Source organism: Bacillus sp. ILBB4 (assembly GCF_035064545.1).
Lineage (GTDB): Bacteria > Bacillota > Bacilli > Bacillales > Bacillaceae_H > Priestia.
Genome location: NZ_JAIQVD010000010.1, coordinates 13,071 through 36,389, shown reverse-complemented (window position 1 = coordinate 36,389; position 23,319 = coordinate 13,071). Strand labels below are relative to the sequence as shown.

The 23,319-nt window shown below is 33.5% G+C and carries 32 protein-coding genes; 18 read left to right on the top strand and 14 right to left on the bottom strand.

Annotated elements, in window-relative coordinates:
• Positions 1-51: 51 nt before the first annotated feature.
• The 5 genes from LAV82_RS26295 (at position 52) to LAV82_RS26275 (ending at position 3,674) form a co-directional block, all read left to right on the top strand.
• Complete coding sequence (locus LAV82_RS26295; protein ID WP_211079401.1) at positions 52-1,005, top strand: DUF3991 and TOPRIM domain-containing protein; 954 nt, start codon at positions 52-54, stop codon at positions 1,003-1,005.
• Positions 998-1,663, top strand: a complete 666-nt coding sequence (locus tag LAV82_RS26290) for a restriction endonuclease (RefSeq protein ID WP_211079390.1) — start codon at positions 998-1,000, stop codon at positions 1,661-1,663. The genes LAV82_RS26295 and LAV82_RS26290 overlap by 8 nt, the downstream gene beginning before the upstream one ends.
• 643 nt (positions 1,664-2,306) lie before the next feature.
• Positions 2,307-2,867 (top strand): L,D-transpeptidase, encoded by a 561-nt coding sequence (locus LAV82_RS26285; RefSeq protein WP_499717269.1) that lies wholly within the window; start codon positions 2,307-2,309, stop codon positions 2,865-2,867.
• 112 nt (positions 2,868-2,979) lie between these two features.
• The gene (locus LAV82_RS26280; protein ID WP_211079388.1) at positions 2,980-3,216 is read left to right on the top strand and encodes a hypothetical protein; all 237 of its coding nucleotides are present in this window, start codon (positions 2,980-2,982) and stop codon (positions 3,214-3,216) included.
• Positions 3,217-3,392: 176 nt separating this feature from the next.
• Positions 3,393-3,674, top strand: coding sequence for an AbrB/MazE/SpoVT family DNA-binding domain-containing protein (locus LAV82_RS26275; protein WP_211079387.1), 282 nt, complete (start codon positions 3,393-3,395; stop codon positions 3,672-3,674).
• Positions 3,675-3,780: 106 nt separating this feature from the next.
• Here the strand turns inward: LAV82_RS26275 and LAV82_RS26270 are convergent, their stop codons facing one another.
• From LAV82_RS26270 to LAV82_RS26260, 3 genes are all read right to left on the bottom strand, one after another.
• A complete protein-coding gene (locus LAV82_RS26270) occupies positions 3,781-4,053 on the bottom strand; it encodes an HU family DNA-binding protein (RefSeq protein ID WP_211079386.1) in 273 nt (90 codons plus the stop codon).
• A 355-nt stretch (positions 4,054-4,408) separates the two neighbouring features.
• Positions 4,409-4,591, bottom strand: coding sequence for a hypothetical protein (locus tag LAV82_RS26265; protein ID WP_211079385.1), 183 nt, complete (start codon positions 4,589-4,591; stop codon positions 4,409-4,411).
• Positions 4,592-5,331: 740 nt separating this feature from the next.
• A complete protein-coding gene (locus LAV82_RS26260) occupies positions 5,332-6,066 on the bottom strand; it encodes an NADPH-dependent F420 reductase (RefSeq protein ID WP_211079384.1) in 735 nt (244 codons plus the stop codon).
• Positions 6,067-6,291: 225 nt separating this feature from the next.
• Between LAV82_RS26260 and LAV82_RS26255 the strand changes: the two genes are divergently transcribed.
• Positions 6,292-6,651, top strand: a complete 360-nt coding sequence (locus tag LAV82_RS26255; RefSeq protein WP_098792142.1) for a winged helix-turn-helix transcriptional regulator — start codon at positions 6,292-6,294, stop codon at positions 6,649-6,651.
• 233 nt (positions 6,652-6,884) lie between these two features.
• Here the strand turns inward: LAV82_RS26255 and nfsA are convergent, their stop codons facing one another.
• The gene (gene nfsA, locus LAV82_RS26250; RefSeq protein ID WP_211079383.1) at positions 6,885-7,625 is read right to left on the bottom strand and encodes an oxygen-insensitive NADPH nitroreductase; all 741 of its coding nucleotides are present in this window, start codon (positions 7,623-7,625) and stop codon (positions 6,885-6,887) included.
• Positions 7,626-9,236: 1,611 nt separating this feature from the next.
• Between nfsA and LAV82_RS26245 the strand changes: the two genes are divergently transcribed.
• From LAV82_RS26245 to LAV82_RS26220, 6 genes are all read left to right on the top strand, one after another.
• Positions 9,237-9,437, top strand: a complete 201-nt coding sequence (locus LAV82_RS26245) for a hypothetical protein (protein ID WP_025751504.1) — start codon at positions 9,237-9,239, stop codon at positions 9,435-9,437.
• 316 nt (positions 9,438-9,753) lie between these two features.
• On the top strand, positions 9,754-9,933 hold the full coding sequence (locus LAV82_RS26240; protein WP_211079382.1) for a hypothetical protein: 180 nt from the start codon (positions 9,754-9,756) through the stop codon (positions 9,931-9,933).
• 126 nt (positions 9,934-10,059) lie between these two features.
• On the top strand, positions 10,060-10,209 hold the full coding sequence (locus LAV82_RS26235) for a phosphoesterase (RefSeq protein ID WP_211079381.1): 150 nt from the start codon (positions 10,060-10,062) through the stop codon (positions 10,207-10,209).
• A gap of 377 nt (positions 10,210-10,586) precedes the next feature.
• Entirely contained in the window at positions 10,587-10,901 is a 315-nt protein-coding gene (locus LAV82_RS26230) for a hypothetical protein (RefSeq protein ID WP_499717267.1), read from the top strand.
• 213 nt (positions 10,902-11,114) lie between these two features.
• On the top strand, positions 11,115-11,462 hold the full coding sequence (locus LAV82_RS26225; protein WP_211079379.1) for a hypothetical protein: 348 nt from the start codon (positions 11,115-11,117) through the stop codon (positions 11,460-11,462).
• A 47-nt stretch (positions 11,463-11,509) separates the two neighbouring features.
• Complete coding sequence (locus LAV82_RS26220) at positions 11,510-11,716, top strand: hypothetical protein (RefSeq protein WP_211079378.1); 207 nt, start codon at positions 11,510-11,512, stop codon at positions 11,714-11,716.
• A 671-nt stretch (positions 11,717-12,387) separates the two neighbouring features.
• On the opposite strand, the gene LAV82_RS26215 is transcribed toward LAV82_RS26220, so the two are convergent.
• The 6 genes from LAV82_RS26215 to LAV82_RS26190 all read right to left on the bottom strand — a co-directional run bounded on the left by LAV82_RS26215 (position 12,388) and on the right by LAV82_RS26190 (position 17,796).
• On the bottom strand, positions 12,388-12,834 hold the full coding sequence (locus LAV82_RS26215; protein ID WP_499717266.1) for an OsmC family protein: 447 nt from the start codon (positions 12,832-12,834) through the stop codon (positions 12,388-12,390).
• A 144-nt stretch (positions 12,835-12,978) separates the two neighbouring features.
• Entirely contained in the window at positions 12,979-13,959 is a 981-nt protein-coding gene (locus LAV82_RS26210) for an NADPH:quinone reductase (RefSeq protein ID WP_211079376.1), read from the bottom strand.
• 362 nt (positions 13,960-14,321) lie between these two features.
• The gene (locus tag LAV82_RS26205; RefSeq protein ID WP_499717265.1) at positions 14,322-14,852 is read right to left on the bottom strand and encodes a hypothetical protein; all 531 of its coding nucleotides are present in this window, start codon (positions 14,850-14,852) and stop codon (positions 14,322-14,324) included.
• 347 nt (positions 14,853-15,199) lie between these two features.
• Positions 15,200-15,640 (bottom strand): aspartyl-phosphate phosphatase Spo0E family protein, encoded by a 441-nt coding sequence (locus LAV82_RS26200; RefSeq protein ID WP_211079374.1) that lies wholly within the window; start codon positions 15,638-15,640, stop codon positions 15,200-15,202.
• 1,687 nt (positions 15,641-17,327) lie between these two features.
• Positions 17,328-17,510, bottom strand: coding sequence for a hypothetical protein (locus LAV82_RS26195; protein ID WP_025751379.1), 183 nt, complete (start codon positions 17,508-17,510; stop codon positions 17,328-17,330).
• Positions 17,511-17,655: 145 nt separating this feature from the next.
• Entirely contained in the window at positions 17,656-17,796 is a 141-nt protein-coding gene (locus tag LAV82_RS26190; protein ID WP_211079373.1) for an FbpB family small basic protein, read from the bottom strand.
• A gap of 243 nt (positions 17,797-18,039) precedes the next feature.
• Between LAV82_RS26190 and LAV82_RS26185 the strand changes: the two genes are divergently transcribed.
• Positions 18,040-18,240, top strand: coding sequence for a cold-shock protein (locus LAV82_RS26185; RefSeq protein WP_013056497.1), 201 nt, complete (start codon positions 18,040-18,042; stop codon positions 18,238-18,240).
• A gap of 270 nt (positions 18,241-18,510) precedes the next feature.
• Here the strand turns inward: LAV82_RS26185 and LAV82_RS26180 are convergent, their stop codons facing one another.
• Entirely contained in the window at positions 18,511-18,714 is a 204-nt protein-coding gene (locus LAV82_RS26180) for a cold-shock protein (protein WP_499717264.1), read from the bottom strand.
• Between the two features lie 153 nt (positions 18,715-18,867).
• On the opposite strand from LAV82_RS26180, the gene LAV82_RS26175 reads away from it, so the two are divergent.
• Positions 18,868-19,266, top strand: coding sequence for a VOC family protein (locus tag LAV82_RS26175; protein WP_013083310.1), 399 nt, complete (start codon positions 18,868-18,870; stop codon positions 19,264-19,266).
• A 181-nt stretch (positions 19,267-19,447) separates the two neighbouring features.
• On the opposite strand, the gene LAV82_RS26170 is transcribed toward LAV82_RS26175, so the two are convergent.
• Positions 19,448-19,738, bottom strand: coding sequence for a cysteine hydrolase family protein (locus tag LAV82_RS26170; RefSeq protein ID WP_499717318.1), 291 nt, complete (start codon positions 19,736-19,738; stop codon positions 19,448-19,450).
• Positions 19,739-19,832: 94 nt separating this feature from the next.
• On the opposite strand from LAV82_RS26170, the gene LAV82_RS26165 reads away from it, so the two are divergent.
• A complete protein-coding gene (locus tag LAV82_RS26165; RefSeq protein WP_211079370.1) occupies positions 19,833-20,459 on the top strand; it encodes a type 1 glutamine amidotransferase family protein in 627 nt (208 codons plus the stop codon).
• A 296-nt stretch (positions 20,460-20,755) separates the two neighbouring features.
• Here LAV82_RS26165 and LAV82_RS26160 read toward each other — a convergent pair whose 3' ends face one another.
• Positions 20,756-21,496, bottom strand: a complete 741-nt coding sequence (locus tag LAV82_RS26160) for a transglycosylase domain-containing protein (RefSeq protein ID WP_499717263.1) — start codon at positions 21,494-21,496, stop codon at positions 20,756-20,758.
• A gap of 45 nt (positions 21,497-21,541) precedes the next feature.
• A complete protein-coding gene (locus tag LAV82_RS26155) occupies positions 21,542-22,096 on the bottom strand; it encodes a Chromate resistance protein ChrB (RefSeq protein ID WP_499717262.1) in 555 nt (184 codons plus the stop codon).
• Between the two features lie 136 nt (positions 22,097-22,232).
• Here LAV82_RS26155 and LAV82_RS26150 point away from each other — a divergent pair, with 136 nt between their 5' ends.
• The 3 genes from LAV82_RS26150 to LAV82_RS26140 all read left to right on the top strand — a co-directional run bounded on the left by LAV82_RS26150 (position 22,233) and on the right by LAV82_RS26140 (position 23,272).
• Positions 22,233-22,613, top strand: coding sequence for a YkvA family protein (locus tag LAV82_RS26150; RefSeq protein WP_211079367.1), 381 nt, complete (start codon positions 22,233-22,235; stop codon positions 22,611-22,613).
• 175 nt (positions 22,614-22,788) lie between these two features.
• Entirely contained in the window at positions 22,789-22,947 is a 159-nt protein-coding gene (locus LAV82_RS26145) for a hypothetical protein (RefSeq protein ID WP_211079366.1), read from the top strand.
• 151 nt (positions 22,948-23,098) lie between these two features.
• Positions 23,099-23,272, top strand: coding sequence for a Fur-regulated basic protein FbpA (locus tag LAV82_RS26140; protein ID WP_211079365.1), 174 nt, complete (start codon positions 23,099-23,101; stop codon positions 23,270-23,272).
• Positions 23,273-23,319 lie beyond the last annotated feature (47 nt).

The following is a 23,319-nucleotide window of genomic DNA, read 5'->3' as shown; positions in this document are numbered from 1 at the left end:
AGAAGGAGGGATTAGGTGGGAGAACGAAAACACGTCAATGAGGAGGAAATCATGAAAGCACGAGATGTTGATTTGTTGTCGTATCTGGAAGCCAAAGGCGAAACCTTTGTAAAAGAAGGAAAGTACTATCGTCATACGGAACATGATAGCTTACTTATCAAAGGAAATATGTACGCTTGGAACAGTAGGAATGAAACAGGGTACGGAGCGATCAGTTTCGCTCGAATGTATTATGGGATGTCGTTTCCACAAGCCGTATTAGATATCAACAAAGGCAATTATAAAGAGCTTTCTCAGTTGCATGGACAACCGTCGGTTTCACCATCAAAAGAGCCTTTTCGCTATCCAAAAGAGTTAGAAGTAAAGGATCAAAGCAAAATAAAGAATTATCTCATAAAAGAACGTAAAATAGATTCTCGGTTAGTTGACTGGCTTCTTCAAAAAGATTTAATCGCCCAGGACAAACGGAACAATGTGGTGTTTAAATGGCGTGAACATGGAGGTAAAGGAAAGGTAATTGGGGCGGATCGGCAAGGCACAGCTCCTATAAAGAATAAGCGAGGTTCTTTTAAACAAGTCTTACCGAACGATAACCCACATACAGGCTTTTCAGTTGACGTTGGTTGCCCAAATAAGATTCACTTTTTTGAAAGTCCAATTGATTTGCTTTCTTATTGGAGTATTCAGGAGAATAGCTTACAAAACACACGACTCATTAGTATGAATGGATTAAAGCCTAAAACCGTTGCTCAATCTTATATCGAAGCTCGAAGAGAAAGCTTGAGCATTAAAGAAATGGTGATAGCTGTCGATAATGACCAAGCAGGAAAAGAATTTATTGACAAAATGCACCAAATCGTTAATGCTGATTTAATAAGAGCAGATATTCCAAAGGGAGCGAAAGATTGGAACGACGAGTTAAAGAAGAATGGAAAAAGCATTCAACCTGTGGCATCACGTCTCCGGAATAAACAAACTGAACAGGAGCTTTCAATGAATGGATAACGTGTTTCAAGGTGTATTTTACCTCTTTCTTATCATGATTTTAGTGAAACTTTCTCAATTTACTTACCGTGTCCTTCGTGAACGGAGGTATATGAAAGAGTTAGCCCAATCGGGTATGCCCTATATTGATAAAATGGATGGTTATCAGTTTGAAATTTATTTACAGGCCCTTTTCCAACAGTTGGGATATAAACCTCAAGTAACCAAAAAGTCTGGTGACTTTGGGGCTGATTTAGTGATGAAAGGCAAAGAAAAAATTGTCATTCAAGCTAAACGATATGGAATTAAAAATCGGGTCAGTATTTCAGCTGTACAAGAAGTGTATGGGGCAAAAGCGTATTATAAAGCGAATCAGGCGTGGGTTGTGACCAATAGTTATTTTACGAAACAAGCGAAAGAGCTTGCAGCTGCATGTGATGTGACCTTAGTGGATCGGGCGGACCTTCAAAAATTTATTAATGAGATAAATCCCGTTTTTAAGGCACGGGAAATCTTTGAAAATATCACACCAGAACCTCGTAAATGTCCAAAGTGTGGGCAAGATCTAGTCGTACGAGATGGGAATGGCACTCGCTTTTTTGGCTGTTCCTCTTTTCCTTCTTGTCGTCATACGGAAAAAATTAATAAGGAAGTAAGTAAGAGTAGACCTTCTGTATAGTAAGGTCTGCTTTTTCTTGCTCTAAAAAGGAGCCGACGTTATGAGTTCATACACGGTTCGTAAATAATTGATGAAGGGATATTTTTTATGTATAGCTCATTAGAGTCATCACATAATAACAGTGTAATGGTATGGTTCTCTCTGCAAAGGGATTCAACCATACTTACCCTACTTCAATCTTCCTTCTAGCTGATTGAGTGGGGTTCTTTTTTATGCATATTTTAAGACGCTGAAATTGCATCGAATGGTTATACGCAAAATAAAAGTTAATTTCATCAGAGAGCGTTTCTTTGTAACGAATAAAGCTGAAATAGTGCCTAATAGAGAATAAAAATAGGTGGATTTCAAATAATATGGATAATTCACAAATAATCGGAGGTTTACTATGCGTTCAAATAATAATTTTGTGGTGCTGCTATTCTTTTCGATTTTGGGTATGGTTGCAACCATTGTTTTCAGCAGTGTTATTATTTCTCAGAATAACCGTTTATTAAGGGAAAGAAAATAAAAATAAAAAGAGGTCGATTTGTTATAAAGCAAAGTTGGCCTCGTTATTTATTTACTAATCGTTACGATAGGCATCTTTCTAATTGGAAGGTGCTTTTTTCGTTTCCTATAAAATATAAAAAAGAGGAGAGTTTTTATGAAGAACATTTTTATGAAATCAATGACCATTCTTACATTGTTAATGGTTGCATTATATGGAATAAATCAGGTGAAAACAGAAGCAGCAAGTAAACCAGCGAATCAAGATTTGATTATTATTAACAAGTACTACAACAAGCTTGCCTATTTTCACAATGGCTATATTGAAATTGTTGATCCAGTAGCAACAGGGAAAACATGGGACAAAACACCAGTTGGCTTTTTTAAAGTCGTGAACAAAATCAAAAACCGTCCTTATTATACAGGGCATATTCCTGAGGGCGATCCTCGCAATCCATTAGGGAAACGTTGGTTAGGGTTAAATGCAAACGGTACGTATGGTGATACATACGGCATTCATGGTAATAACAATGCAAGCAGCATTGGAAAATACGTGAGTCAAGGTTGCATGAGAATGCACAATGCAGACATTGAAAAGCTTTATGATAAGGTTCAAGTGGGTACATCGGTTGCCATTACGTATTCTTATAAAAGTTTCGTTGATCTTACAAGCGTATATGGCTACAAATTTAAAGGGTACAAGTTAAAAAGCAATTGAAGAATAAGCAGCATCTCGTGTCAAAACACGAGATGCTGCTTATTTTTTGTGTTATTACCATATAGACCTTATCATAGAAGTATATGAAAAATATGGGTAAGGAGGAATAGGAATGAGAGCCAAAACCGAAAAAGCTGACCATATAGTAATGTTTTCAGCAACTGGTGAGTTTTATGCACATGAGGTGCCGGGAGAGCTAACAATCGGCTTCTTTGCTTGTCCATCTTGTGGAGTAAAAGTATACCATAAAAAGGATCACTTCTTTTCCCATGATCATGAGCGTACGTGTACGTATGTGAAAGAACAATTTAAAAGAAACAGTAAAAGAAATGTAAAGGGACCGTATTAAGTAATTTGTGCAACTATTTATTGTCGTACTAAATTACTTTATAAAAAAAGAAGAGATAGTAAAATCCCTTCCTTTATCTATGAGAATAAACAGTTGATGCAGCAAAAATTAAACTCTATAAAAGAGGGTATCTAGATTTCATATCCTTTATTTTATATTTGGAGGTCGAGAAAAGTATGAAAACAACGGGTATTGTGCGAAAGGTAGACGAGTTAGGCCGTGTTGTTATCCCAATGGAGTTACGGAAGGTTCTTACTATTAAAGAAAAAGATCCTATAGAAATATTTGTTGAGGGCAATCACATTATTCTTCAAAAATACAAAGTTCAAAATGAATGTATAATTACAGGAGAAGTCACTTCACAAAACAGAGAATATGCAAAAGGAATTGTATTAAGCCCACGAGGAGTAGAGATTTTAAAGCATGAGATTGAATTTAAATTTGGTATTAAAGCGTAATTTATAAGTGTTTCCATATGGTATGATGGCTTCGTCTCATCTTTTTTGATTGAATCTATGCAAACTCTCCAGAACAAGGTTCTGGAGAGTTCATGTAGGTCTTTTTTTATTTTACAGCTTCTTTAAATTCTTTACCTGGCTTGAAGGCTGGAGCTTTTGTAGCTGGAATGATAATTTGTTCACCTGTTTGTGGGTTACGTCCTGTACGCTCTCCACGTTCACGTACTTCAAATGTACCAAATCCAGCAATTTGAATTTTCTCTTCGTTTGCCAGTGTGGCAGAAATCGTTGCAAATAGTCCATCAATGGCTTTTTTTGTGTCTTGTTTTGTTAATTCTGATTTTGACGAAACAGCATCAATTAATTCAGCTTTTTTCATATGTACTTACCTCATTCTCTACTATGTATAGTGTGTAGACAAGAAATATATCATAGCTACCTCAAAAAAGTCAAACGTACGTTCTTATAAGTCTGCTTTATTCTAGAAATAGTATATTTTAATAAAAAATAACTAAAGTTCATTGTCCTTGAAGTTAGACTTTATTGAACACTTCTTGAGCACCAATGCACACATTTTGTTTTAGTTTTTGCTGAGAGAAAGAGTAACTTTAGGGTTGCTCTTTTTTTTGTTAAATGGTATGATTTCCAAAATATAAAGATTCTACATGGTTTTAGTTTTGTAAGATAAAACTTATCGGAGAACCGCCTTACTTTTGTAGGGCGGTTTTTTCGTGCTATTTTTTTGGATGGTATCCGAGGTTTGCATTTACTTTTCCAGTTAGTCCATCGTTTTCAGCAGGAATTTTATTTCCAACAGATGGGGGTACATCTACTGGTTGGATACTTCCGCCGTTTGTATCATAGCTATTGCTATGATTGTTATTATTATGTGTTTGGTTGAAACTGTGTTCTGGCATAAAAACACCTCCTAAACGTATTATTTGATTTGTGTTGAAGAAAATAAGAGGTAGTATGAGGAAATTACTAATACAACTACTCACGAAAAGACTTTTAATTTTACGTATTACAGAACATGACGATAAAAGATTTCAAGCATTGGAGTACAGGTCTTATTGCGGTATTGTCTTCATTAGAGGTCTTATATTAAATCATTCTCCTAACGAGTGGGGATGAGTGTTATACGTTTTATATAATTAATGATGCTCTTAGTTGAGTATTTGATATCCAAATTAATTATGAATTCTATTTTAGATATATCAAATTTTTATAATTAAGACTAGCGTTGACTAATTTTACAATTTAGATTCGGGTCAATAACTTGGATACAAAAAGTTATTGATCCGAATCTATGCCAACTATAAAACTTTTACATATATAATGATCATTTAAGAGGAGTTTACAAGATTCTTACTCGAGGATGGATAAATTTACATACAAAATATAGAATATGAAGAACTATTAAACCAGTGGTATCAGGAAAAAAGTGGAGTGAAACAACTGTTGTATCCTTTAAAGCAGCGAAGAAATTTTAAAAATCTCCCTTATTAGATGGAGAATATATCTGTTGGAGATTCTTATAAACCATAATGTTTGTCCGTAAAAGTATACTTTTACGGCCGAGGTATTTGATTATGTTTCAAAATATTAAAGGAATACAGTCAAAAAAGGTGCGCTCTACCTGAGTGCACCTTTTGTTTTATGAGTTATATATTTCTCTGTTTAGACTCACAACACCCTTATGTGAGAATTTAACTTCCTTTTCTTCCGCAAATTTTTCGATCACTTTGTCACGAAGTAATGGTGCTTTTTCTTTGTTGGCCTTTTTCAATGCTTGTGTGAGTTCGTCTTTTGTTAGCTCTGTGCAGTAAGCAGGGGTTCCTGGCTGTTGTCTCCAAGAATCATTTAAAGAACCACTATCTACTGTATCAAAGCCTAGCTCGTGTACTATGTCCATGACTATTTGTTTTTGTTCTGGATCATCACCAGCAACTGCCATCGCAATTCGTCCACTAGAATCTTCGGATGTGCCTTCATTTTCTAAAGTATAGGCTAATAAGTTGTTGAAAGCTTTAATGACCGGTCTACCTAATTGATTTGAAACCCAAACACTTTCAACCATTCCGTTCTCAATTTCTTCAATTTCATCGTCTCTAAAAGGATAATAATTTGAAGTATCTACAATGATTACTTCCTCCTCAACTTGATTGATAATGTCCCGAATGCTTGGTATCGCTTTTGTAGGAAGAGATATGATAAGAACTTCAATATTTTTAATTGCGTCCTCTACACGCACGGGCGTTCCAGCAAGCTCTTTTCCTTCTAAATGTTCCATTCCCCTTGCATCTGCAATTTTGACATCATGGTCATTCTTAACTAATTTTTTAGAAATAATGGATCCAATTGATCCGGCACCTATAATTCCAAATCTCATTATGATTCCTCCTCAAGAATTTGTATATAAAAGAATTATTCTGCTTAAGGTTGCACAATTATATGTCTATCAAACCTTAAGCATATATTCATTAGAAATTAAAAGCTTATTGAGTATTTTGGTTACATATACTAGAATAAAATCATTTCTCACTTTTTTAAAGTAGGCAATAAAAATTGCCGTAGTACATTTTTTTGTACCTAACAGTAGAAAGCAGGTGAAAAGGTGTCAAGAATATGCAAGGATGGATTCGACAAAGAGTGTATAAGAGACCAAAGAGAAGTATATGGTATTGCCTATACCCAAAATATACTTTCAGGACGTTGGAAGTATATTATCCTTTGGTTTTTAAAAACCAAAGAACGCCGTTATAGTGAAATTAAAGCTTTTTTATGGGATATTTCGCAAGGTTCTCTGACAAAACAGTTAAGAGAACTAGAAACAGATGGCCTAATTAAACGAGAGGTTTTTCCGGAGGTACCTCCACGTGTAGAATATTCCTTAACAACTAAAGGGCGTGAATTTATCCCAATACTTGATATGATGGAGAACTTCGGCAAAAAATTCGGGGAGAAACCTGAGTAAAATAATAAGCAGGAGTTCTAACTTATATAAAAAAGTGTTAAAACAAAGAGCGCAAACCCTTTGTCATTCATAGGGCTTACGCTCTTTGTTTTCGCTTAAGTATTGTTTTAAGGAACACTACTTCTATTTGTGTAAGAATCCATTACTTTAATGTGAGCCAGTTCTAATTCAGATACCATTGAAAAGGAATTAACACTTCGAAACCTAGTTTGTTTTACATGAATTGCGAAAGTTTATTTTTTAGCAAACCCTTGTTTGTTTAAATAATCAAGCATAAAAGGCAGTTTACTTCTTTCAAGATGATCCTCAATATGATCTTTCCATCCCTTGACTTTCTTTACTGTGAAAGGAGCTTTAACAGGGCGATCCTGATAATACTCACGCATCTGTTGGTCATACATTTCTAATTTTTCTTTATCCAGTGACTGATACTGATTGTTAAACATGACCATTGATTGAGGCAAACGTGGTTTTAGTCCAGGTTTCTCTCCTGCAGGATGGCCTATGCATAGACCTACTAGAGGAACCACATACTTTGGCAAATTTAATACCTCGGTTAATTCTGCAATATTAGCTCTTACTCCACCGATATAGACACCACCGAGTCCCATTGATTCAGCTGCCGTTAAGGCATTTTGAGCCATGAGCCCAGCATCAAATGAACCTATCAAAAGGTATTCAATATAGTCTAGGTCTACTGTGGAAGCTATTTGATGATTTCGGTTAAAATCTGCACAAAAAATCCAAAATTCTGCTGCTTCTTCAATATACGGTTGATTGACAGAGAGTTTCATCACTTGTTTTCGAAGATCTGGATTTGACACCCTAATGATAGAAACGGCCTGTAGAAGACTAAAAGATGAAGTTTGATTAGCAGCCTTAAAGATTGCATCTCGTTGTTCCTCTGTCAAAGGTTGATCTGTAAAAGAACGAATAGAGGTATGATTAGAAAGTAATTCAATTGTATTATTCATATTAACATTCTCCCTTTCTTTCCTAAATATTAAATTCGCGTCTAATTTTTTCATGATTATCGATTTGAATTAGGACTATTTGCAAAGACAATAATAAAATCATTTCTCTTATTTATGAAGAGGGCAATTTTAATTGCCCTAGTACCATTTTTTGTACCTAACGGTAAGAAAAGGGTTTAAAGGTGCCTAGAATATGTAAAAATGATTTTTCAAGAGACTTCATAAGTGGGTGACATGATGTATGGCAATACTCGCTAACTTCAAAAGAGCTTTATTTCTCTCTGTTACTGGAATTACGTAAGGAAATATAGGTTTACAACGTTAAGAAATTCCCATCAAAAAAAGCCAAATCCCTCTGTATTAAATAGAGAGATTCAGCCTCTTTCATTACTTAATTAAAGTGCTTTTTCATTGAAAAAAAAACATAAATTATTATTTATAAAGGGTATTCATTCATTAATTCTGCGCAAGCCTTAATCTCTCTTATTCCACCTTCAACTTCGGATGACTTATAGTACCATTGACTAAATCCCCGTCCCAATAAATTAGGATTTATTACAAATACATATTGTCAACATAAATAAAAAGCCACCCAGTATTTGCAGGACAGGTGGCTTTTTACTATAAAATGCATGTGCAGACATATAATAACACATTTTTTACCTTATGGACTATATTTTTCTGTACGAGCATATGAATAAAAGGTGCGCTTTTTATTCATCTATTTGTCACTCAGCCCGAGAGGAAACCTTGATAAATCAAGGATGTATAAAAAGCTGCATACTCCGGAAAAAGAACCCTTGTCAGAGTCCTGGGACTGCACGGGACTGCACCCTGTTTGTGAGACAGGAATCAAAGCACCTTTTAAACAGCCAGCTGCCGGTATTGTACTGGTGACTGGTTGTTTAGCTACGATTTAAGTGTTCACCAATTCTTTGAAACGTCATCTGTCCATATTGTTTTTTTAGGAATAAATCTTCATCCTTGGTCCATATCTTTTGATTTTTACTCAATGTTATCTCCCTCCAGTGCGTGCAGAAATTTTAAAGTGAAGAAGACAGTAAAAAGGACGTTAGTAATGTGTACTAACGCCTTTGATGATATTTATATTTATGGATTAGTAGTGCTTTTATTTGTCATTACCTAGATTAGTTATAGTGTGCCGTATTATAGGTATGTATATAATATATCATATTTACACATGGACAAATAAATATAAACTTCTATTTATAAAGCTATAAAGTACTTAGGTATTACTTTTCTAAATTACAGAAAGACAATTATTATTTAACCTATATTTCGACATACATTTGTCTAAAAGGATGTACCTTTTTAAACACCATTAGTTATTAATTGACTTGTAGAATAGATTTACGTTACCATTGAACAAACTTAATACTCCAAAGGGGAGTAGCTGTACAACAATAGTCGTCACTACGAAACATTTCGTTTCCGGCTTTGTTGGCAATCTTAATTGTTAGCAAGACCTTTGCCTACATTTTTAGTTAGGTGAAGTCTGTGTTTATACATCAAGCGCTTTTATCTACTAAAAAGATAAAAGCGCTTTTTGTTTTTTATAGATTTAAATCAATTATGAGGAGTTGTTAAATTATGTTCAAGAAACTGTTTGATTCACTAATGAATAATAAACATAAGCATTACAGTAGTAGTGATTATAAGAGAGGAAAATCAAAACCTTTTAAGAGTTATAGCAGTAGTGATGATTATAGAAAAGGCCGTGATCATCACGGAAGTTATGGACATCATCATTATAAGAGAAAAAGAAAGAGTGGAAGTTTCTTTAGTAGTTAAATAAGAAAAAACAACATTATTCTAAAAGCATTTGAAATGGTAACTTTTTAAAGGAATCTATAACTGGAGTTAAATAATAACATATATTTTTTCTTCATAAAGACTATTTTCTGAGACAAGCATATGTATAAAAAGCTACATACTCGGGAGAAAGAATCCTTGGTAGAAGGCTTATACATAATGGGCAGTCTTTGTTGTAGTTGTTCTTCATAATTTGTATTAAATATAAATAAATATAAGCTAATTCTAGAAGTATATGTTTTACCTATTTAAAAAAAGGGAATAATAGGGTCAACTTGATAAAGGGAGTGATCTTATGCAAGCCGATATGACGGTCGAAGAAGTCAAAGCCCAAATCCAGTACTTAGGAACAAATGGACAATCTCTAAAAAAGAAAAAAGTAAAGCAAACGCATCCAAAACTAATGAAAAATGCACTTTATTTTTTCCCTAGCTGGGAACATGCTATGGTAGAAAGTGGTGTAAATAACATATAATAAGCAGAAACTCAGTCTTTTTGACTGAGTTTTTTTATTAAATATGGAAAACTTTTAAAGGGAAAAGAATGATGGGTGTGGAATACAAAGAAAAACGGTTGCACAAAGATAGGAGAGATAAAAGACATGAATTCTACATTTAATCAACTTTTATCAATGAAAAATCTACGTGACGTTCAAAAAACAGAAATCTTGGTGCAAATGGAACATGCTTCAAAGAATAAAGATAAAGAAACCCTCTTACGATTAACTAAACAGCTTCGAAGTATCTCATAGAATACCCTCTGTAATATAATTAACCCACTAACAGGAAGACTTTATATGGGAACAATAAAAAGCGACTTATCTATCCTAATTCGAACAGTAAGGTCGCTTATCCTATTTTTTATTCATATATTTACCCTTCCACTTTACAATATGTGTACATTTATCATAAAAAGTGATTATGTTATTTTTTATGCACTTTTTGAAATATACGTAGATTTTGAGAGCGTAAAATATCTTAAGTAAATAATAATATTCTTTATTGTAAAGAGATAATTAGTTATTAATCGATCTATAGGAGATATTCATGTGCAATACTCTCTGGGAATTATTCTAAAGGAATCCCTCTTTTTATGTCGAAAATTAGCAAGTATTAAGGAGGGTTTTAGATGCCTAAAGATATAGTGAAAGAGCTATTAGATAAAGACTTTAAAGTAGTGGACTTAGTATGTGTGGGCACTATAAATATCATTCCAGCAAAGGAACTGTCTTTAGAAGAAATAAGTACTGGCGTCATCGTTGACATGTTATCACTAGATGAAGACACTATTAAGCTTTTTCTTAATGAAAAGCTTCCTTATTTTGAGGCAAGTACCAAACCATTAGTTGGATATATCAATTCCGAAGGTGAACTGCCCATAATGGAGGATGCAATTATTGACTACAAAGTGTATGTTAAAGAAGCAATTATCCAGTCTAAGTAGTCATTAAAAGAGCAGTTCACAAATGCAAACTGCTCTTTTATTTATGGGAGATAATTGACTGCTTTTAGTTGAATACGATATGGGGTTCTAATGTAAAAACTTTAAAATAATTGTAGCTAATTTCCCAAGCTTGAATATACTAATACTAGCAATCTATAAGTGAAATTATCCCGTGCTATAATAGAAAAAACTAAATACTAGGGGCAATGAACGATGGAAGAATTTAAAAAAGAAAATCATGATGCAGGTAAACTGTATGAGAAAGGGTTCAAGTGGATGCGTTTTGTAAGCTTTTTTATGGTTGTGAATCTTATTTTCACCGTAGCTTTAGTAGCAGTTGTCTTAGTAGCCCCTCAAATTCAAGAAACTTTTCAATGGGTAGCATTTGGCGTATATGGACTTACAGTACTTTATCTCATCTTTATGCGTGAAGTAGTCTTCAGAAAGACATACAGTTCTTTGGTAATCTGGATGCGAACTGTATGGAATTTTAGCTTTATTGCTAGTGCGTTCGGGGCCGTCAATATGTTTGTGGGAAACACTCACTGGACTTTATTTTAAAGGGATTTCCTGTTTATGTTGAAATTAAAAATAAAGGAGGAATACGTATGAATCCATACGAACAATTCCAATTAAATAAAGAAGTAGAAGAAATGGCTAAACAACGAATTGAAATCCATAAAAAGCGAATGGAATTATCTGAAGAGTTGGAAAACAACTGGGACAATAAAGAACTTCAAGATAGAATCATCGAATTAGAGGAAGAAAGCCAAAAAATTAAGAAGAAAATTGAAACTTTACAGGCTAACTTCTAAGCATCCTTTCAGGATGCTTTTTTGGATTAAAGTGTTTTTACCAGAGCTATATGTGTGAACTTAAGTGAATTACTACTTTCTTAAGCGACGTCTAGAAGTTTTTCTATGAATGGGCTTAGTGTGGAGATATTCAGTTTAGAAAAAAGACAAGTAACCTATTGCTTGCATTGGAATAACTACAAATAGCAAGCATCACCTATTTTGCTAGAATGTCTAACGCCATACAGATACAAAAGGAGATTAATTCCTTGCCTTGTAAGCTTTTACCTTATTATAAAATGTCGTCTTTTTCATTCCTACTTCTTTCATAAGTACTATAGCAATGATCTTTCTAGACATCCATTCTTTATGCATTCTATCCCACTCTTTGGAAAAATAATAATGGGGTAGCTCTCTTTTTTATTAGGGTTAGCGCTCTCAAAAAGCGAATTTTGTACGCTAAGGAAATACTCCAGCTCCAAAAGCCGATTTTCTTTATATTAAGAGAATCGACTTTTTATTTGTCTTATTCAATTAAAGCGCCCTATCGTGGAATAGGGATATGAACTGTCTTTTATCCAAACCAACAAAAAACGTAAATTCTTCATCAATACATTGAGAAAAAATGTATCTGAGTAAATTGTCTTTTGGCAGTGCCTGACATCATGTTTCCATGACATTATACGAAACTATTATAATACTATTACTTTCGGCTGTACCGAGGTCTCAATACTATTTCTTAAGGTATTACTGATGAAGCATGCCTTTTCTGCCCGGACAGCGATTTCTTCTAATTTTTCCACAGTAACACCTAAACCGGCTCTAATAGAAATTACCGGCTTGTGGATTATTTTTTTAAACTGCAGCTTCCTGTCCACCTTTTCAACAATGCCCTCGGATGAAACCTCAAGTTTTTCCACTTCTATTTTTCTGTTACTAAGCATAGCTGCAAGTGTAATCATGTAACAATTGTTCGCTGAGGAAATAAGAAGTTCCTCGGGATTAGTGCCGATGCCAGGTCCATCAAGTTCCTTCGGGACCGATACTTCAAGGTTCGATCCTCCTGGTAAACGAATAAGCCCATTACCCTCACGGTCTCCTTGCCATGATCCATTTACAATAAAATAAGAACGTGTCATTTTGACTTCCCCTTTGATATTTTATATGTTTACATTATAATCCTATTGGCAAGGAAAAGGCCCCTGTAAGGTCCTGCTAGTATTTACTTAATTGACTAATACAGCCTTTAATTTAAGTCAATGCCTTAAAATTATGTCGATTAACTAGTCAATTATCAAAACAAGTTTACCATTTCCTATGCCTTCTTCTAGCTGTTCAAAGCCCTGCGATACTTGCTCGAGTGGCAAAGTTGTACCGATAATTGGACGAAGTGCACCACTTGTTAGCATGCCAATTACACCATGAATACTTTGTTCATACTCGTCCTTTGGTGCATTCCACAGAGCTGTTGCTAAAATATCACATTCCTTTTGCATGGCAAGACGTGGGTTTATGTCTATTGAACCACGGTTTCCAACAATTACGATTTTACCGAAGGGTGCAATCAGCTTCAAATCTGTTTCTAAGTTCTTATTTGCTAAAAACTCAATAATTACATCAGGTCCATCGCCATCCATTAAGGCAAGAACATCTTCAACCGTTGCTTCTGTCACATGATCAATGACGTAATCTGCACCGGCTTGCCGAACCATCTTTTTACCCTCTGACTTGCTTGCTGTTCCAATCACTTTAGCACCGTGAGATTTCGCCATTTGCACAACCTGTAATCCAACCCCACCACTGGCTCCATGAATAAACACGGTTTGACCAGGCTTCAGATAGGCACGTTGAAATAGCGCGCGATAGGCGGTTAATGCAGGTACTCCTAATGCCGCACCTTGTTCAAAAGATACATGGGATGGTAATGGATGAACCAAAGTTGCATCACATACTACTTTTTGGGCAAAGGTGCCTGTACTTTGACTTCCCATTAAGGACGCAATAAATACACGATCACCCACACGAACATTTGTAACTTCTTCTCCAATCGCCTCTACAATCCCTGCACCGTCTAAACCTGGAGTATAAGGCAACTGAGGTATACTAAACGCATATGTACCTGATAATGTGTAAGTATCACTCGGATTGACGCCCGCCGCATACAAACGAACACATACCTCTCCATTTTCTGCTACTACATCCTTAACATCTGTAAATACTAATTTTTCAGGCCCACCGAATTGTGTAACTTGAATTGATTTCATGTTCCCAACCTCCTTGTTAATTATTATATATCGAAAGGTTAGAGTTTACAGTAATATCAAGGTTTGAATTATTAGCTTTCAATTGGAAGGTGCTTCTTTCGTTTCTTATAAAAATATAAAAAAGAGGAAAGTTTTTACGAAATCATCGACGATTCTTATCAAGACGCTCTGCAACGTCAGCTAAACATTGATTATTATTCATGAAACAGAAAAAACAACTGATTGGACCCAGTTGTTTTTTCTGTTTTTAAGCTATCTATGGTATACATCTTTGGTTACCATAATGGATTTTATTGGAAATGATATACGAAAAGGATCTTTATGGAAAAATAAATAAGTACCTTGATAAAATAGGAGTGCTTTTACGTATTTATTTCTTCTTTACCCTGAAGTAATTCTTTCTTTAACGTGTCAAAATCTCTTTTAGCTACTTTTTCAATCTTATCAAATAATTCATCACCTTTAATTAATCCTTTTTCTTCTAGTATTTCTTCTAACGCTTTAAATCTTACTCTAGATAAAACAACCTCATTTACGGCATTAACCATCAACTTCTGATCTTTTGTAAGTTCTTTTTCTTTGGCTGGTTCTTGTTGTAACTTAATTCTAAATACGATTTTTGTGTCATCTGATATCTCTGCTGCTTGATAAAAAGTACTGTGTGAAATATTTTTCATTTTAAGTTTCTCATTTGTATCAACAATAGTAAGCTCAAAATGGGGGCTCTCGAAAAAGAAGTCATATAAGTTATAATCTTTTTTTCCTATAACCGAAAATGCAAAACCAATCTTTTTTAGCTGCTCACCTGTAGGGGAATGTGTAATTGTTTTTTCTTCGAAATTTTCAACGTTAAATTCAACATTATTGATAATTAATTGTTTCAATTCAACCACCTCTTTATCTATATGAATACGACGAGTCTTAAAAGATTCCCTGTTTTTTTCAAAATAAAAAAGGACACTGATGAATCAGTATCCTTAAAGAATTATTTAGAAAACCTTGCGCTTGGTAGGATAATTAATGAAGGTTGGTTGTAACGTCATATTCAAAGAAAAAAATTATACTGTTTTGTGGTTATATAACAATGGTACATATGAAATCAAGGAATAAGATTCATTAGGAAAAGTTAAATTAGTATCAGTTTCTAATTTTAAAGTGCTTAAAAAAACATCAGTTTTTTCTAATCCGATGTTTTTTAAGTATTTATACATTAGTTTAAAGCGTTAGAAAAGATAGATTTTCACGAATGAGTTGTTAACTTTCGTAAATTTTGAAAGGCAACAAAACCTGCTTTAGTTCCATTACCAACTAGAACTAAAGCAGTACATACTCCAAATGTTGCTAGATTTGAATGAGCAATCAATTGGGCAGAACAAAAACGAATATTACTTCTTGCAAGCTCAACAGCTTTCACCTCATATTTGAAATCACTAACTTTACGATTACCATACGAGTGTCTCATTCTAGGTAGATCTCCTCCGTAATCTAAAAACATGTTAGTTGAACTAGAATAAGATTTCATATGCAAATTTATAAGCTTGTCCAAATCTTGACTACACTTAATTGTTTTTTTGTCTAAAAGTCCATAATTATTACCTAAATCAATTAATTCTTTCCTTTTTTTTGCAATGCATTTTCGTAAGTCCTTTATTTGACCTACTGAATTGATTACCATTGACATAGCTTTTTCTCACCTCATCGAAATTTTTCAGTTTCTAGGAAATTTAGTAGGTCTATAATAAAAAGATAGAGCCAATAAAAAATATTATGAGCAATATAAGATAGAATGAAAACGGTTTCTACAAAAGATATCAAAAAATTACAAGAAAATACAAAGATTATAGACATTAAAGAGCTATCCCATTTTTTCACAGTCTAAAAGGTGTACCTTTTGGGACTATCTATATTGGACAACCTTAATCATAAATTAACTATACATAGTTAAGGGGATTCTGGTGCATAAGTGTTGAAGTGTTGTTATTGGGAAGCTACCAGAAGAAAATATCCTTTATTTCGCGGGTCATTGTCCATTCATTGCAATTCTGAGCGTTTCTCATAATACTGTTTTTAGTAAAGGAGTTGAGAAGATTGAAAAAAATCATATACTGGATTATTTTTATTTTGTTGATTTTAGCTTATGTGACTGACGTAGAAAACATTGACTTAAAGGATTTATTCTCTTCATCACAAGAGAGTAACACATCCTATGATAGATAAAGTGATCTATTTTCCGACTGATAAATATTCTAAAACTGCAGCACATATTGAACATACCATTAATAAAGGTAAGTCAGCTATTTGTACAATTAACCCTGATGGGGCAGAAGAGAACAGAAGCTAATCTTTAAAGGGGCTTCCTACTAAGTAAGGTTATGATAGAGATGAATTTTCAATGACATTTTGTGATGAAGGAGGAACAGGTGCAGAAATTGAGTATGGTAAGCCTGCTGATAATCGGAGCGCAGGTTCTTTGATATCTTATCAAGTCGATCAATTGCCGAGTGGAACAAAGGTTTTAATTCAGATAAAATAAAAAGAACAGGTATTGTAAGGGAATTAGACAAATTGGGATGTGTGAAAATTCGATATGAATTATGTAAAGCTTTTGGGATAGAAAATAATACAACACATTTAAAGCTACTTGTTACGGGAGGGTTTGTACAGGTACAGGAGAAATTAAATGATCAAACATTCTTATTCTCGAAGAAGAATTGAAAAGAAGGGCTCTACCCTTCATTACTAAAACAGATAGGAGTAATTAATTCAGAATTACGCTTCTATCTGTTTTTCCTTTTTTACAACCCACATCAGGAATTCCTTTTCTTGATTAGTTAGCTTTCTATTTAAGGATTGTTCAAACTGTAAAACTAACTCTATAAAGCGCTGCATGTTATCCATTTATGCTATAACTCAACTCCTTGAGTTTATCTTTAAGTATAGAATAAGTTTAAGTTTTTTATTTTGTCAAATTTTGTTGTGTCTTAATACTATAATTTATAAAGATGCATAAAGAAGGCATTATAAAGATATTTCAACTAGACGATTAGCTCTTTTCATGGGATGTCATATTGAGGTTAATTATGAGAAGGAATGGAAGAGATATAAGCGTGAATTAACCTTTGTAGATCAAGTAATCTGGACCATCAAAGATTTATTTTGGAAATGAAGCATGTTGATTTAAAGTAAATAGCGATTAATGGAATCTCATCATAAAACATACATACATAGATAGAACTGAATTAGATAAAAAGAGAGTAAACCATCTTTTTTATTTGTTTGCTCTGGGAGAAAGTCTTAATCATAGATAGGTGGTTCTGAGGTAAAAGTACTAAAATGTTGAAAAAGCACCCCTGAACGGGTGCTGTGAATTAAAGTAGTTCATCGTTCTGGTTTTTTAGGTACTTGCTTTCTAACTCTAATTGTTTCATTCGTCGTTGCAATCCTAAATTCTCTAAGTCCTGTTCTAATTCAGAAGATAAATCAGTTTGTTCTTTAGCATTCTCCATTTGTTCTCTAGTAGTTGCCAACCTCTTTTGCTCTTTTGAATTCATATTAACAGCCCCTTTCTTGTGCATTTCTAGATTCGACATAGCAAATGAAAAATCCTGTAAAAAGCCATCTACCTGGAAATACAACAGCAGTACAATACAAAAAAACATCCGTTTACAGTTTACATAGGATGTTTTTATTCTACTCTTATTTTGTTTTCATCTTTATAGCCTGCTCCTGGCGAGCTTCAATTTTTGCTTCAATCTTTTCCACGACCTTTTTATCTTCTAGTATTTTATGTCTGTTTTCATTGACTAGGTTTTGAAAAGAGGGTTTTAACTTTCTCATAGTGGCACTTCTTTCTCACTGTTTAGTTTAGTCCGTAGACAAGTATGATTATAACGTTTAAACGGAAAAAAGCAATTATTTGCTATCAATATCCCTATGTGTTACACTATATTTAACTTGTTTTTGTTCGGTATAAGATTGAGAGAAGAAAAAACCTTAAACAGAAGTTTTTATCTTGAAATAGTATGATTGGGCAAGAGAGGTAATACATTTGTGGAGTATTCCACAGCAGGAGGCAACATTATGACACAAGGTACAGTAAAATGGTTTAATGCAGACAAAGGTTTCGGTTTCATTGAAATCGAAGGCGGAGACGATGTATTCGTTCATTTCAGTGCTATTCAAGGTGAAGGTTTCAAATCATTAGAAGAAGGTCAAAAAGTTACTTTTGATATCGAGCAAGGTCAACGTGGAGCACAAGCTGCTAACGTTCACAAAGCATAATCAAAAGTGATAACAAAAAGGACTCCTTATGAAGGAGTCTTTTTTTATGGTCCTATAATTAGAAAACCATGATTTATCTACTATTAGTTCAATAGAAAACCCAGGCTTTTAAAAAAAGCCTGGGTTTTAGACAAGACGATCGATACAAGGTATAACTAGTTATAACATACAATAGAAATAGAAAGCAAATGCAAATAAATTAACTATATTTTCAATTAAATTAAATAATATAGTAGTAATTTTTAATCTATGTAATAGCGTTTGTATAAATTATCTTCGATGGGGATTAAGGGGGATTTTATTAATAAGTCGTTCTCCAGCTTTCATATAATTTCCACACAAAGGGCATTTTTGGTGATTGTCGTAAGAGAAATCCTTTCTCATCCAGCCCTTACAATCTTCTACTGTACATTCCCAAACCTTTGTTTGTTCTTGGGCTAAAGGTTCTTGATTTCTTTTGCCGTAATAATACATACTAAAAATTGATTAGCCTTAATTCATTTAGCATAGTTAACGATATGAATGAATTAAAATTATGCGAACTTAGATAGCATTTACTCCTTCTGACGCAATTCAAAGAGAAATTGTATTGATGTATTATTATTTATATTTAAGGAGTTGATTTATATGGAAAAGGTTACACCATTCTTAATGTTTCAAGATGGCAAGGCAGAAGAAGCGATGAATCATTACATATCAATCATTGACGATTCAGAAATTACAAGTATTGTTCGCTATGGAGCGAATGAACCTGGAGATGAAGGAACTGTAATGCAGGCTACTTTTTCCTTAAAAGGGCAAGAATTTATGTGCATTGACAGTAATGTGAAGCATCAGTTCTCCTTTACTCCTTCATTTTCAATTTTTGTTACTTGTGATACTGAAGAGGAGCTTGACAATCTTTATGAGAAACTAATCATAGATGGGAAAGCACTTATGCCGTTAGGTGACTATGGTTTCAGTAAGAAGTTTGGCTGGTTAAATGATCAGTTTGGTGTCTCGTGGCAACTAAATCTTCCGAAATAAAATATATGTTTGGCACGGAAAAATTTACCGTGCTTTAATTATTTGTCATGTTCTTAGGGTAAGTATTGGCGATATAAGACCTTCATGTTATTCAACAATCGGGTGCTTTAGTGAAGTAACTACCTATAACTCTGATTATGGTAACTCCACTTGTAGAAGATATACAGTTAAAATAAAGATCTTATGATTGTATTGCTTCAGTCAAATTTAACTTTTTGATCAATTCTTCAGTTGTTAAAACTTTGGCAAACTCATTATCTAAAGTTGCTAATGACACAGTATGCATTTGTTCAGCTGGATAATATGCATTATCTGCTCCTTTTATTGCAAATGCAGCTATGGCATCTGATACGAGATACGTTTCAAATCCTAAATTATCACTCACTCGAGTAGTAGTTGATACACAATGTGGAGTTGTTAATCCTACTATTACGACTTTTTCTATTTTGTTTTCTTTCAAATGATTCTCAATCCCTTTAATTGTTTTCTGAATTTTTAATATTTTTTTATAAATATATGTCTTTAAAATGGTATAATATAGAGAACGTCAGTTCTGGAGGCTTAATATGCAAATTAAAAAAGTTTATATTTATGTATTTAACACAATGTCAGATTGGGAGTATGGATATTTAATTGCTGAACTAAATTCAGGAAGATATTTCAGACAAGGTTCAGCCCCTTTAAAAGTAATGACGGTAGGAGTTAATAAAGAAATTATTAAAACAATGGGGGGGCTGAGTATACAGCCGGATATTTCTCTTGATGAGTGCACCCTTTTGGATAAAGATCTTTTAATTCTACCGGGAGGAAATACATGGAGTGAGGAGATTCATCAACCTATATTGAAAAAAGTTGGGGAAGTTTTAGAGCTTGGTACTATTGTAGCTGCAATTTGTGGTGCTACTGATGCCCTTGCAAATAGTGGATACTTAGATTCTAGAAAGCATACGCTTAATAACTTAGAATATACAAAAATGGTCTGTCCCAATTATAAAGGGGAGAAGTTATATGAGGTTGGACCTGTAGTATCCGATAATAACATGATTACTGCTTCAGGAGTAGCACCTCTAGAATTCGCGAGGGACGTATTAAAAAAATTAGATGTATTCGCATCAAATACATTAGATTCATGGTATAGCTTAAATAAAACTCAGAAGTCCGAATACTTTTTTCAGTTAATGAGCTCAATATAGATTCCTAATTATATACAAGGTCGATTACAATAATTTTCTTTTTTATTTTTGTAGATACCTATAATCCGTTTTATGTTAACTAATGTTGCATATCATATATAGTCGAAAAATAGAAAAACCTACTGCTCCTGTACAGTAGGTTTCCCATGTTTAGAATAGGAAATTTGGTGTGATGCCTCACGGCGTCTTGAGTAGTTTGCTCCGAGTATTAAATACTATCCATTTAATGTTTCTAAACAAGAAATATCTCTGTATATAATTGAGAGAGATAACACACCTAAAGAAGTTATAACAATTTATTGTCCCACTTCTTTCTTGGTCAAAAGGATTTCTTGCTTGTTTGCTTCTTCTTCTTCTTGTTTAGTAATTATATGATTTTCTTCCATTAATGAAAGAACGGTAGAGCGTCGTTCTTTTGCTAAACCTATATTATTACGAGGAGAATATTTACTAGGTGCTTTAGGTAAACCAGCTAATAAAGCAGACTCCGAAATAGTTAAATCTTTTGCATCTTTCCCGAAGTATTCTTGTGCGGCTGCCTGAATTCCGTAGGCTCCACTGCCGAAATAAATGTGGTTTAAATACATCTCTAAAATTTGATCTTTGGAGTATTTTCTCTCTAATTCTAAAGCATAGGCAATTTCCTTCGTTTTTCTGGTAAGTGTTTTTTCATTTGAAAGAAATGCGTTTCGGGCAAGTTGCTGTGTAATCGTACTGGCCCCTTCACTTTTACTTCCTTCCAATACGTCTCTATATAAAGCTCGAAGAATACCTTTCGGATCAACACCTTTATGTTCATAGAAACGTTTATCTTCAGTTATAACAAAAGCCATTTTAAGATAATCTGGTAATTCCTTCAACGTAGCAACTTTCTTGTCTTGAGTTGGAGAAAGATCCTGAATGCCAGCCACATTTACTTTGTCTAATATGACCCCTTGTACATAGTTTCCTGCTGAACAACTAGTTAACAAAAAAGTGCATAATAAAAGAATAAAAAACTTTCCAATTACTTTCTTTCTGATGGAACCCTTAATCATGATGTTATTCCTCTTTGTGTGTTATTTAAATAAATTAAATGCTCATTACACATTTTTTTCTTCGACAAGCCCTTCACATAGATATACCTTCTCTGTAAATTCTTCAAGCACTTTATTGCATTTTTCAAAGAGATCTGATGCCTCTTTATTTGTCTCACATAAAAAATAATCTCTTTTCTTTATTTTTACCAACCATTTTTTTAACCTTCTTAATTCAGCCTCGTTTTCTTCTATTTCTCTAAATGAAAAGTTTTCTTTAGTAGTCTCATCATCTATTTCTTGTAAGAATTTATTTGATTCCTCAATGAATTCATTGTATTCCAAGGCTCGTTCCTGATTGAACTTGGACGTTATCATTTGCTCCGAAGAAAGCGAAAGGCTTTCAATTTCAAGGATAGAGGTTTCTCCCCCACTTTCATGGATAAATAATTCAAGCTTTTTTAACTTTTTTATAATTTCTTCCTTAAAAGGTAAGATACAGACGGATTGTTGAAGATAATAAACTCCAAGGGTTTTAAGATTCCTCCAAACTCTAACCCTTGCTGAAGAGGGTTCCGAAGGAATCTTATACGTAAAAATAATCCAATTAATTGTAGACATATCTTAGACTCCTCATACCGTTTTCATTCATTTTAACATAAAAGATAAAAATGTAACACTTGTTGCATTATATAATAACAGAAGATACAATTTATTAAATAACGAAAGACAATGTACATAACAGGGGGAAATATATATGGGAGAAGCACTAACTAAATTAAAAGAACAGGCAAGGAAGTTAAAGCAAGAAATTTTTGTGTTAGTAGAAGCTAACAAACATCTTAAAGTTCCATTTTACGTAAAATTTTTATCCATATTAATCATAGCCTATGCATTTAGCCCAGTAGATCTAATTCCTGATTTTGTACCTGTACTAGGATATCTAGATGATATCATCCTTATTCCTTTCGCAATCAAATTTGTCTTAAAATTAATTCCTAAAGATGTACTTGATGAATGTCGCGAAAAAGTAAGAGAATCGGAGAATGTTAAAAAGAAAAATTGGACTGCTGGAATTGTTATTATCTTATTGTGGATAGCCGTTTTATATTGGATTTTTAAATTATTTTTTAAGTAATTGCTTAAAGGGTTCTGCTGCAAAGACTTGAAGAGGATATAAAGAGACAAAAACAAAAATTTTACTATTTAGATTTTTTTATAAATTAAAGGGAAGTTTTGTAGAAAGTATTTCATATACAGTAAAAAACTAACATAATGTATTTAATGCTAGTTTTTATAAGGAGCTTATTATAATGAATAATGAACTCAATCTTTTATTATTTAGAAGAGAAGTGAATCGCTTGAGAGAAGAATACAAGAATTGTGAAAAGGAACTGATTAAAAGTGAAATTCATAGTGATATTATATTATTGAGCGATGCGATAAAAGTTGATTATAAAGTAAATAGGTAGGAAATGTACGTTCACTTATGTAATCAAATTTACTTATTTATTACACCAGTTTAACTTCATTTTCATTTCCTTGTAACCGGCATGCTTTATAATGAATTAGAATAGTCGGACAATCATACGAAAGACCATTTTGAATTTAGGCGGTGGGATAATGAGCGAACAGACCTATTCTGACATACAACGTAAAAAAACCTCGATTATAGATTCTTTAATCCATTTAGGAATCTATAAAAAAGGAAACAAACAGCTCTATGAATTAACATTACATGAGTTAGAAACAGAGTATCATATAGTTAATCCGGCAATCCAAGACCTATCTTTTTAAGTTTTTGCTACTCACAATTCATTCGTTAAGAGGAGTGTTAATCTATG

Coding starts and splice junctions, on each gene's coding strand:
- LAV82_RS26295 (WP_211079401.1), top strand. CDS start 52: ATGAAAGCACGAGATGTTGATTTGTTGTCGTATCTGGAAGCCAAAGGC.
- LAV82_RS26290 (WP_211079390.1), top strand. CDS start 998: ATGGATAACGTGTTTCAAGGTGTATTTTACCTCTTTCTTATCATGATT.
- LAV82_RS26285 (WP_499717269.1), top strand. CDS start 2,307: ATGAAGAACATTTTTATGAAATCAATGACCATTCTTACATTGTTAATG.
- LAV82_RS26280 (WP_211079388.1), top strand. CDS start 2,980: ATGAGAGCCAAAACCGAAAAAGCTGACCATATAGTAATGTTTTCAGCA.
- LAV82_RS26275 (WP_211079387.1), top strand. CDS start 3,393: ATGAAAACAACGGGTATTGTGCGAAAGGTAGACGAGTTAGGCCGTGTT.
- LAV82_RS26270 (WP_211079386.1), bottom strand. CDS start 4,053: ATGAAAAAAGCTGAATTAATTGATGCTGTTTCGTCAAAATCAGAATTA.
- LAV82_RS26265 (WP_211079385.1), bottom strand. CDS start 4,591: ATGCCAGAACACAGTTTCAACCAAACACATAATAATAACAATCATAGC.
- LAV82_RS26260 (WP_211079384.1), bottom strand. CDS start 6,066: ATGAGATTTGGAATTATAGGTGCCGGATCAATTGGATCCATTATTTCT.
- nfsA (WP_211079383.1), bottom strand. CDS start 7,625: ATGAATAATACAATTGAATTACTTTCTAATCATACCTCTATTCGTTCT.
- LAV82_RS26245 (WP_025751504.1), top strand. CDS start 9,237: ATGTTCAAGAAACTGTTTGATTCACTAATGAATAATAAACATAAGCAT.
- LAV82_RS26240 (WP_211079382.1), top strand. CDS start 9,754: ATGCAAGCCGATATGACGGTCGAAGAAGTCAAAGCCCAAATCCAGTAC.
- LAV82_RS26235 (WP_211079381.1), top strand. CDS start 10,060: ATGAATTCTACATTTAATCAACTTTTATCAATGAAAAATCTACGTGAC.
- LAV82_RS26230 (WP_499717267.1), top strand. CDS start 10,587: ATGCCTAAAGATATAGTGAAAGAGCTATTAGATAAAGACTTTAAAGTA.
- LAV82_RS26225 (WP_211079379.1), top strand. CDS start 11,115: ATGGAAGAATTTAAAAAAGAAAATCATGATGCAGGTAAACTGTATGAG.
- LAV82_RS26220 (WP_211079378.1), top strand. CDS start 11,510: ATGAATCCATACGAACAATTCCAATTAAATAAAGAAGTAGAAGAAATG.
- LAV82_RS26215 (WP_499717266.1), bottom strand. CDS start 12,834: ATGACACGTTCTTATTTTATTGTAAATGGATCATGGCAAGGAGACCGT.
- LAV82_RS26210 (WP_211079376.1), bottom strand. CDS start 13,959: ATGAAATCAATTCAAGTTACACAATTCGGTGGGCCTGAAAAATTAGTA.
- LAV82_RS26200 (WP_211079374.1), bottom strand. CDS start 15,640: ATGTCAATGGTAATCAATTCAGTAGGTCAAATAAAGGACTTACGAAAA.
- LAV82_RS26195 (WP_025751379.1), bottom strand. CDS start 17,510: ATGAATTCAAAAGAGCAAAAGAGGTTGGCAACTACTAGAGAACAAATG.
- LAV82_RS26190 (WP_211079373.1), bottom strand. CDS start 17,796: ATGAGAAAGTTAAAACCCTCTTTTCAAAACCTAGTCAATGAAAACAGA.
- LAV82_RS26185 (WP_013056497.1), top strand. CDS start 18,040: ATGACACAAGGTACAGTAAAATGGTTTAATGCAGACAAAGGTTTCGGT.
- LAV82_RS26180 (WP_499717264.1), bottom strand. CDS start 18,714: ATGTATTATTACGGCAAAAGAAATCAAGAACCTTTAGCCCAAGAACAA.
- LAV82_RS26175 (WP_013083310.1), top strand. CDS start 18,868: ATGGAAAAGGTTACACCATTCTTAATGTTTCAAGATGGCAAGGCAGAA.
- LAV82_RS26165 (WP_211079370.1), top strand. CDS start 19,833: ATGCAAATTAAAAAAGTTTATATTTATGTATTTAACACAATGTCAGAT.
- LAV82_RS26160 (WP_499717263.1), bottom strand. CDS start 21,496: ATGATTAAGGGTTCCATCAGAAAGAAAGTAATTGGAAAGTTTTTTATT.
- LAV82_RS26155 (WP_499717262.1), bottom strand. CDS start 22,096: ATGTCTACAATTAATTGGATTATTTTTACGTATAAGATTCCTTCGGAA.
- LAV82_RS26150 (WP_211079367.1), top strand. CDS start 22,233: ATGGGAGAAGCACTAACTAAATTAAAAGAACAGGCAAGGAAGTTAAAG.
- LAV82_RS26145 (WP_211079366.1), top strand. CDS start 22,789: ATGAATAATGAACTCAATCTTTTATTATTTAGAAGAGAAGTGAATCGC.
- LAV82_RS26140 (WP_211079365.1), top strand. CDS start 23,099: ATGAGCGAACAGACCTATTCTGACATACAACGTAAAAAAACCTCGATT.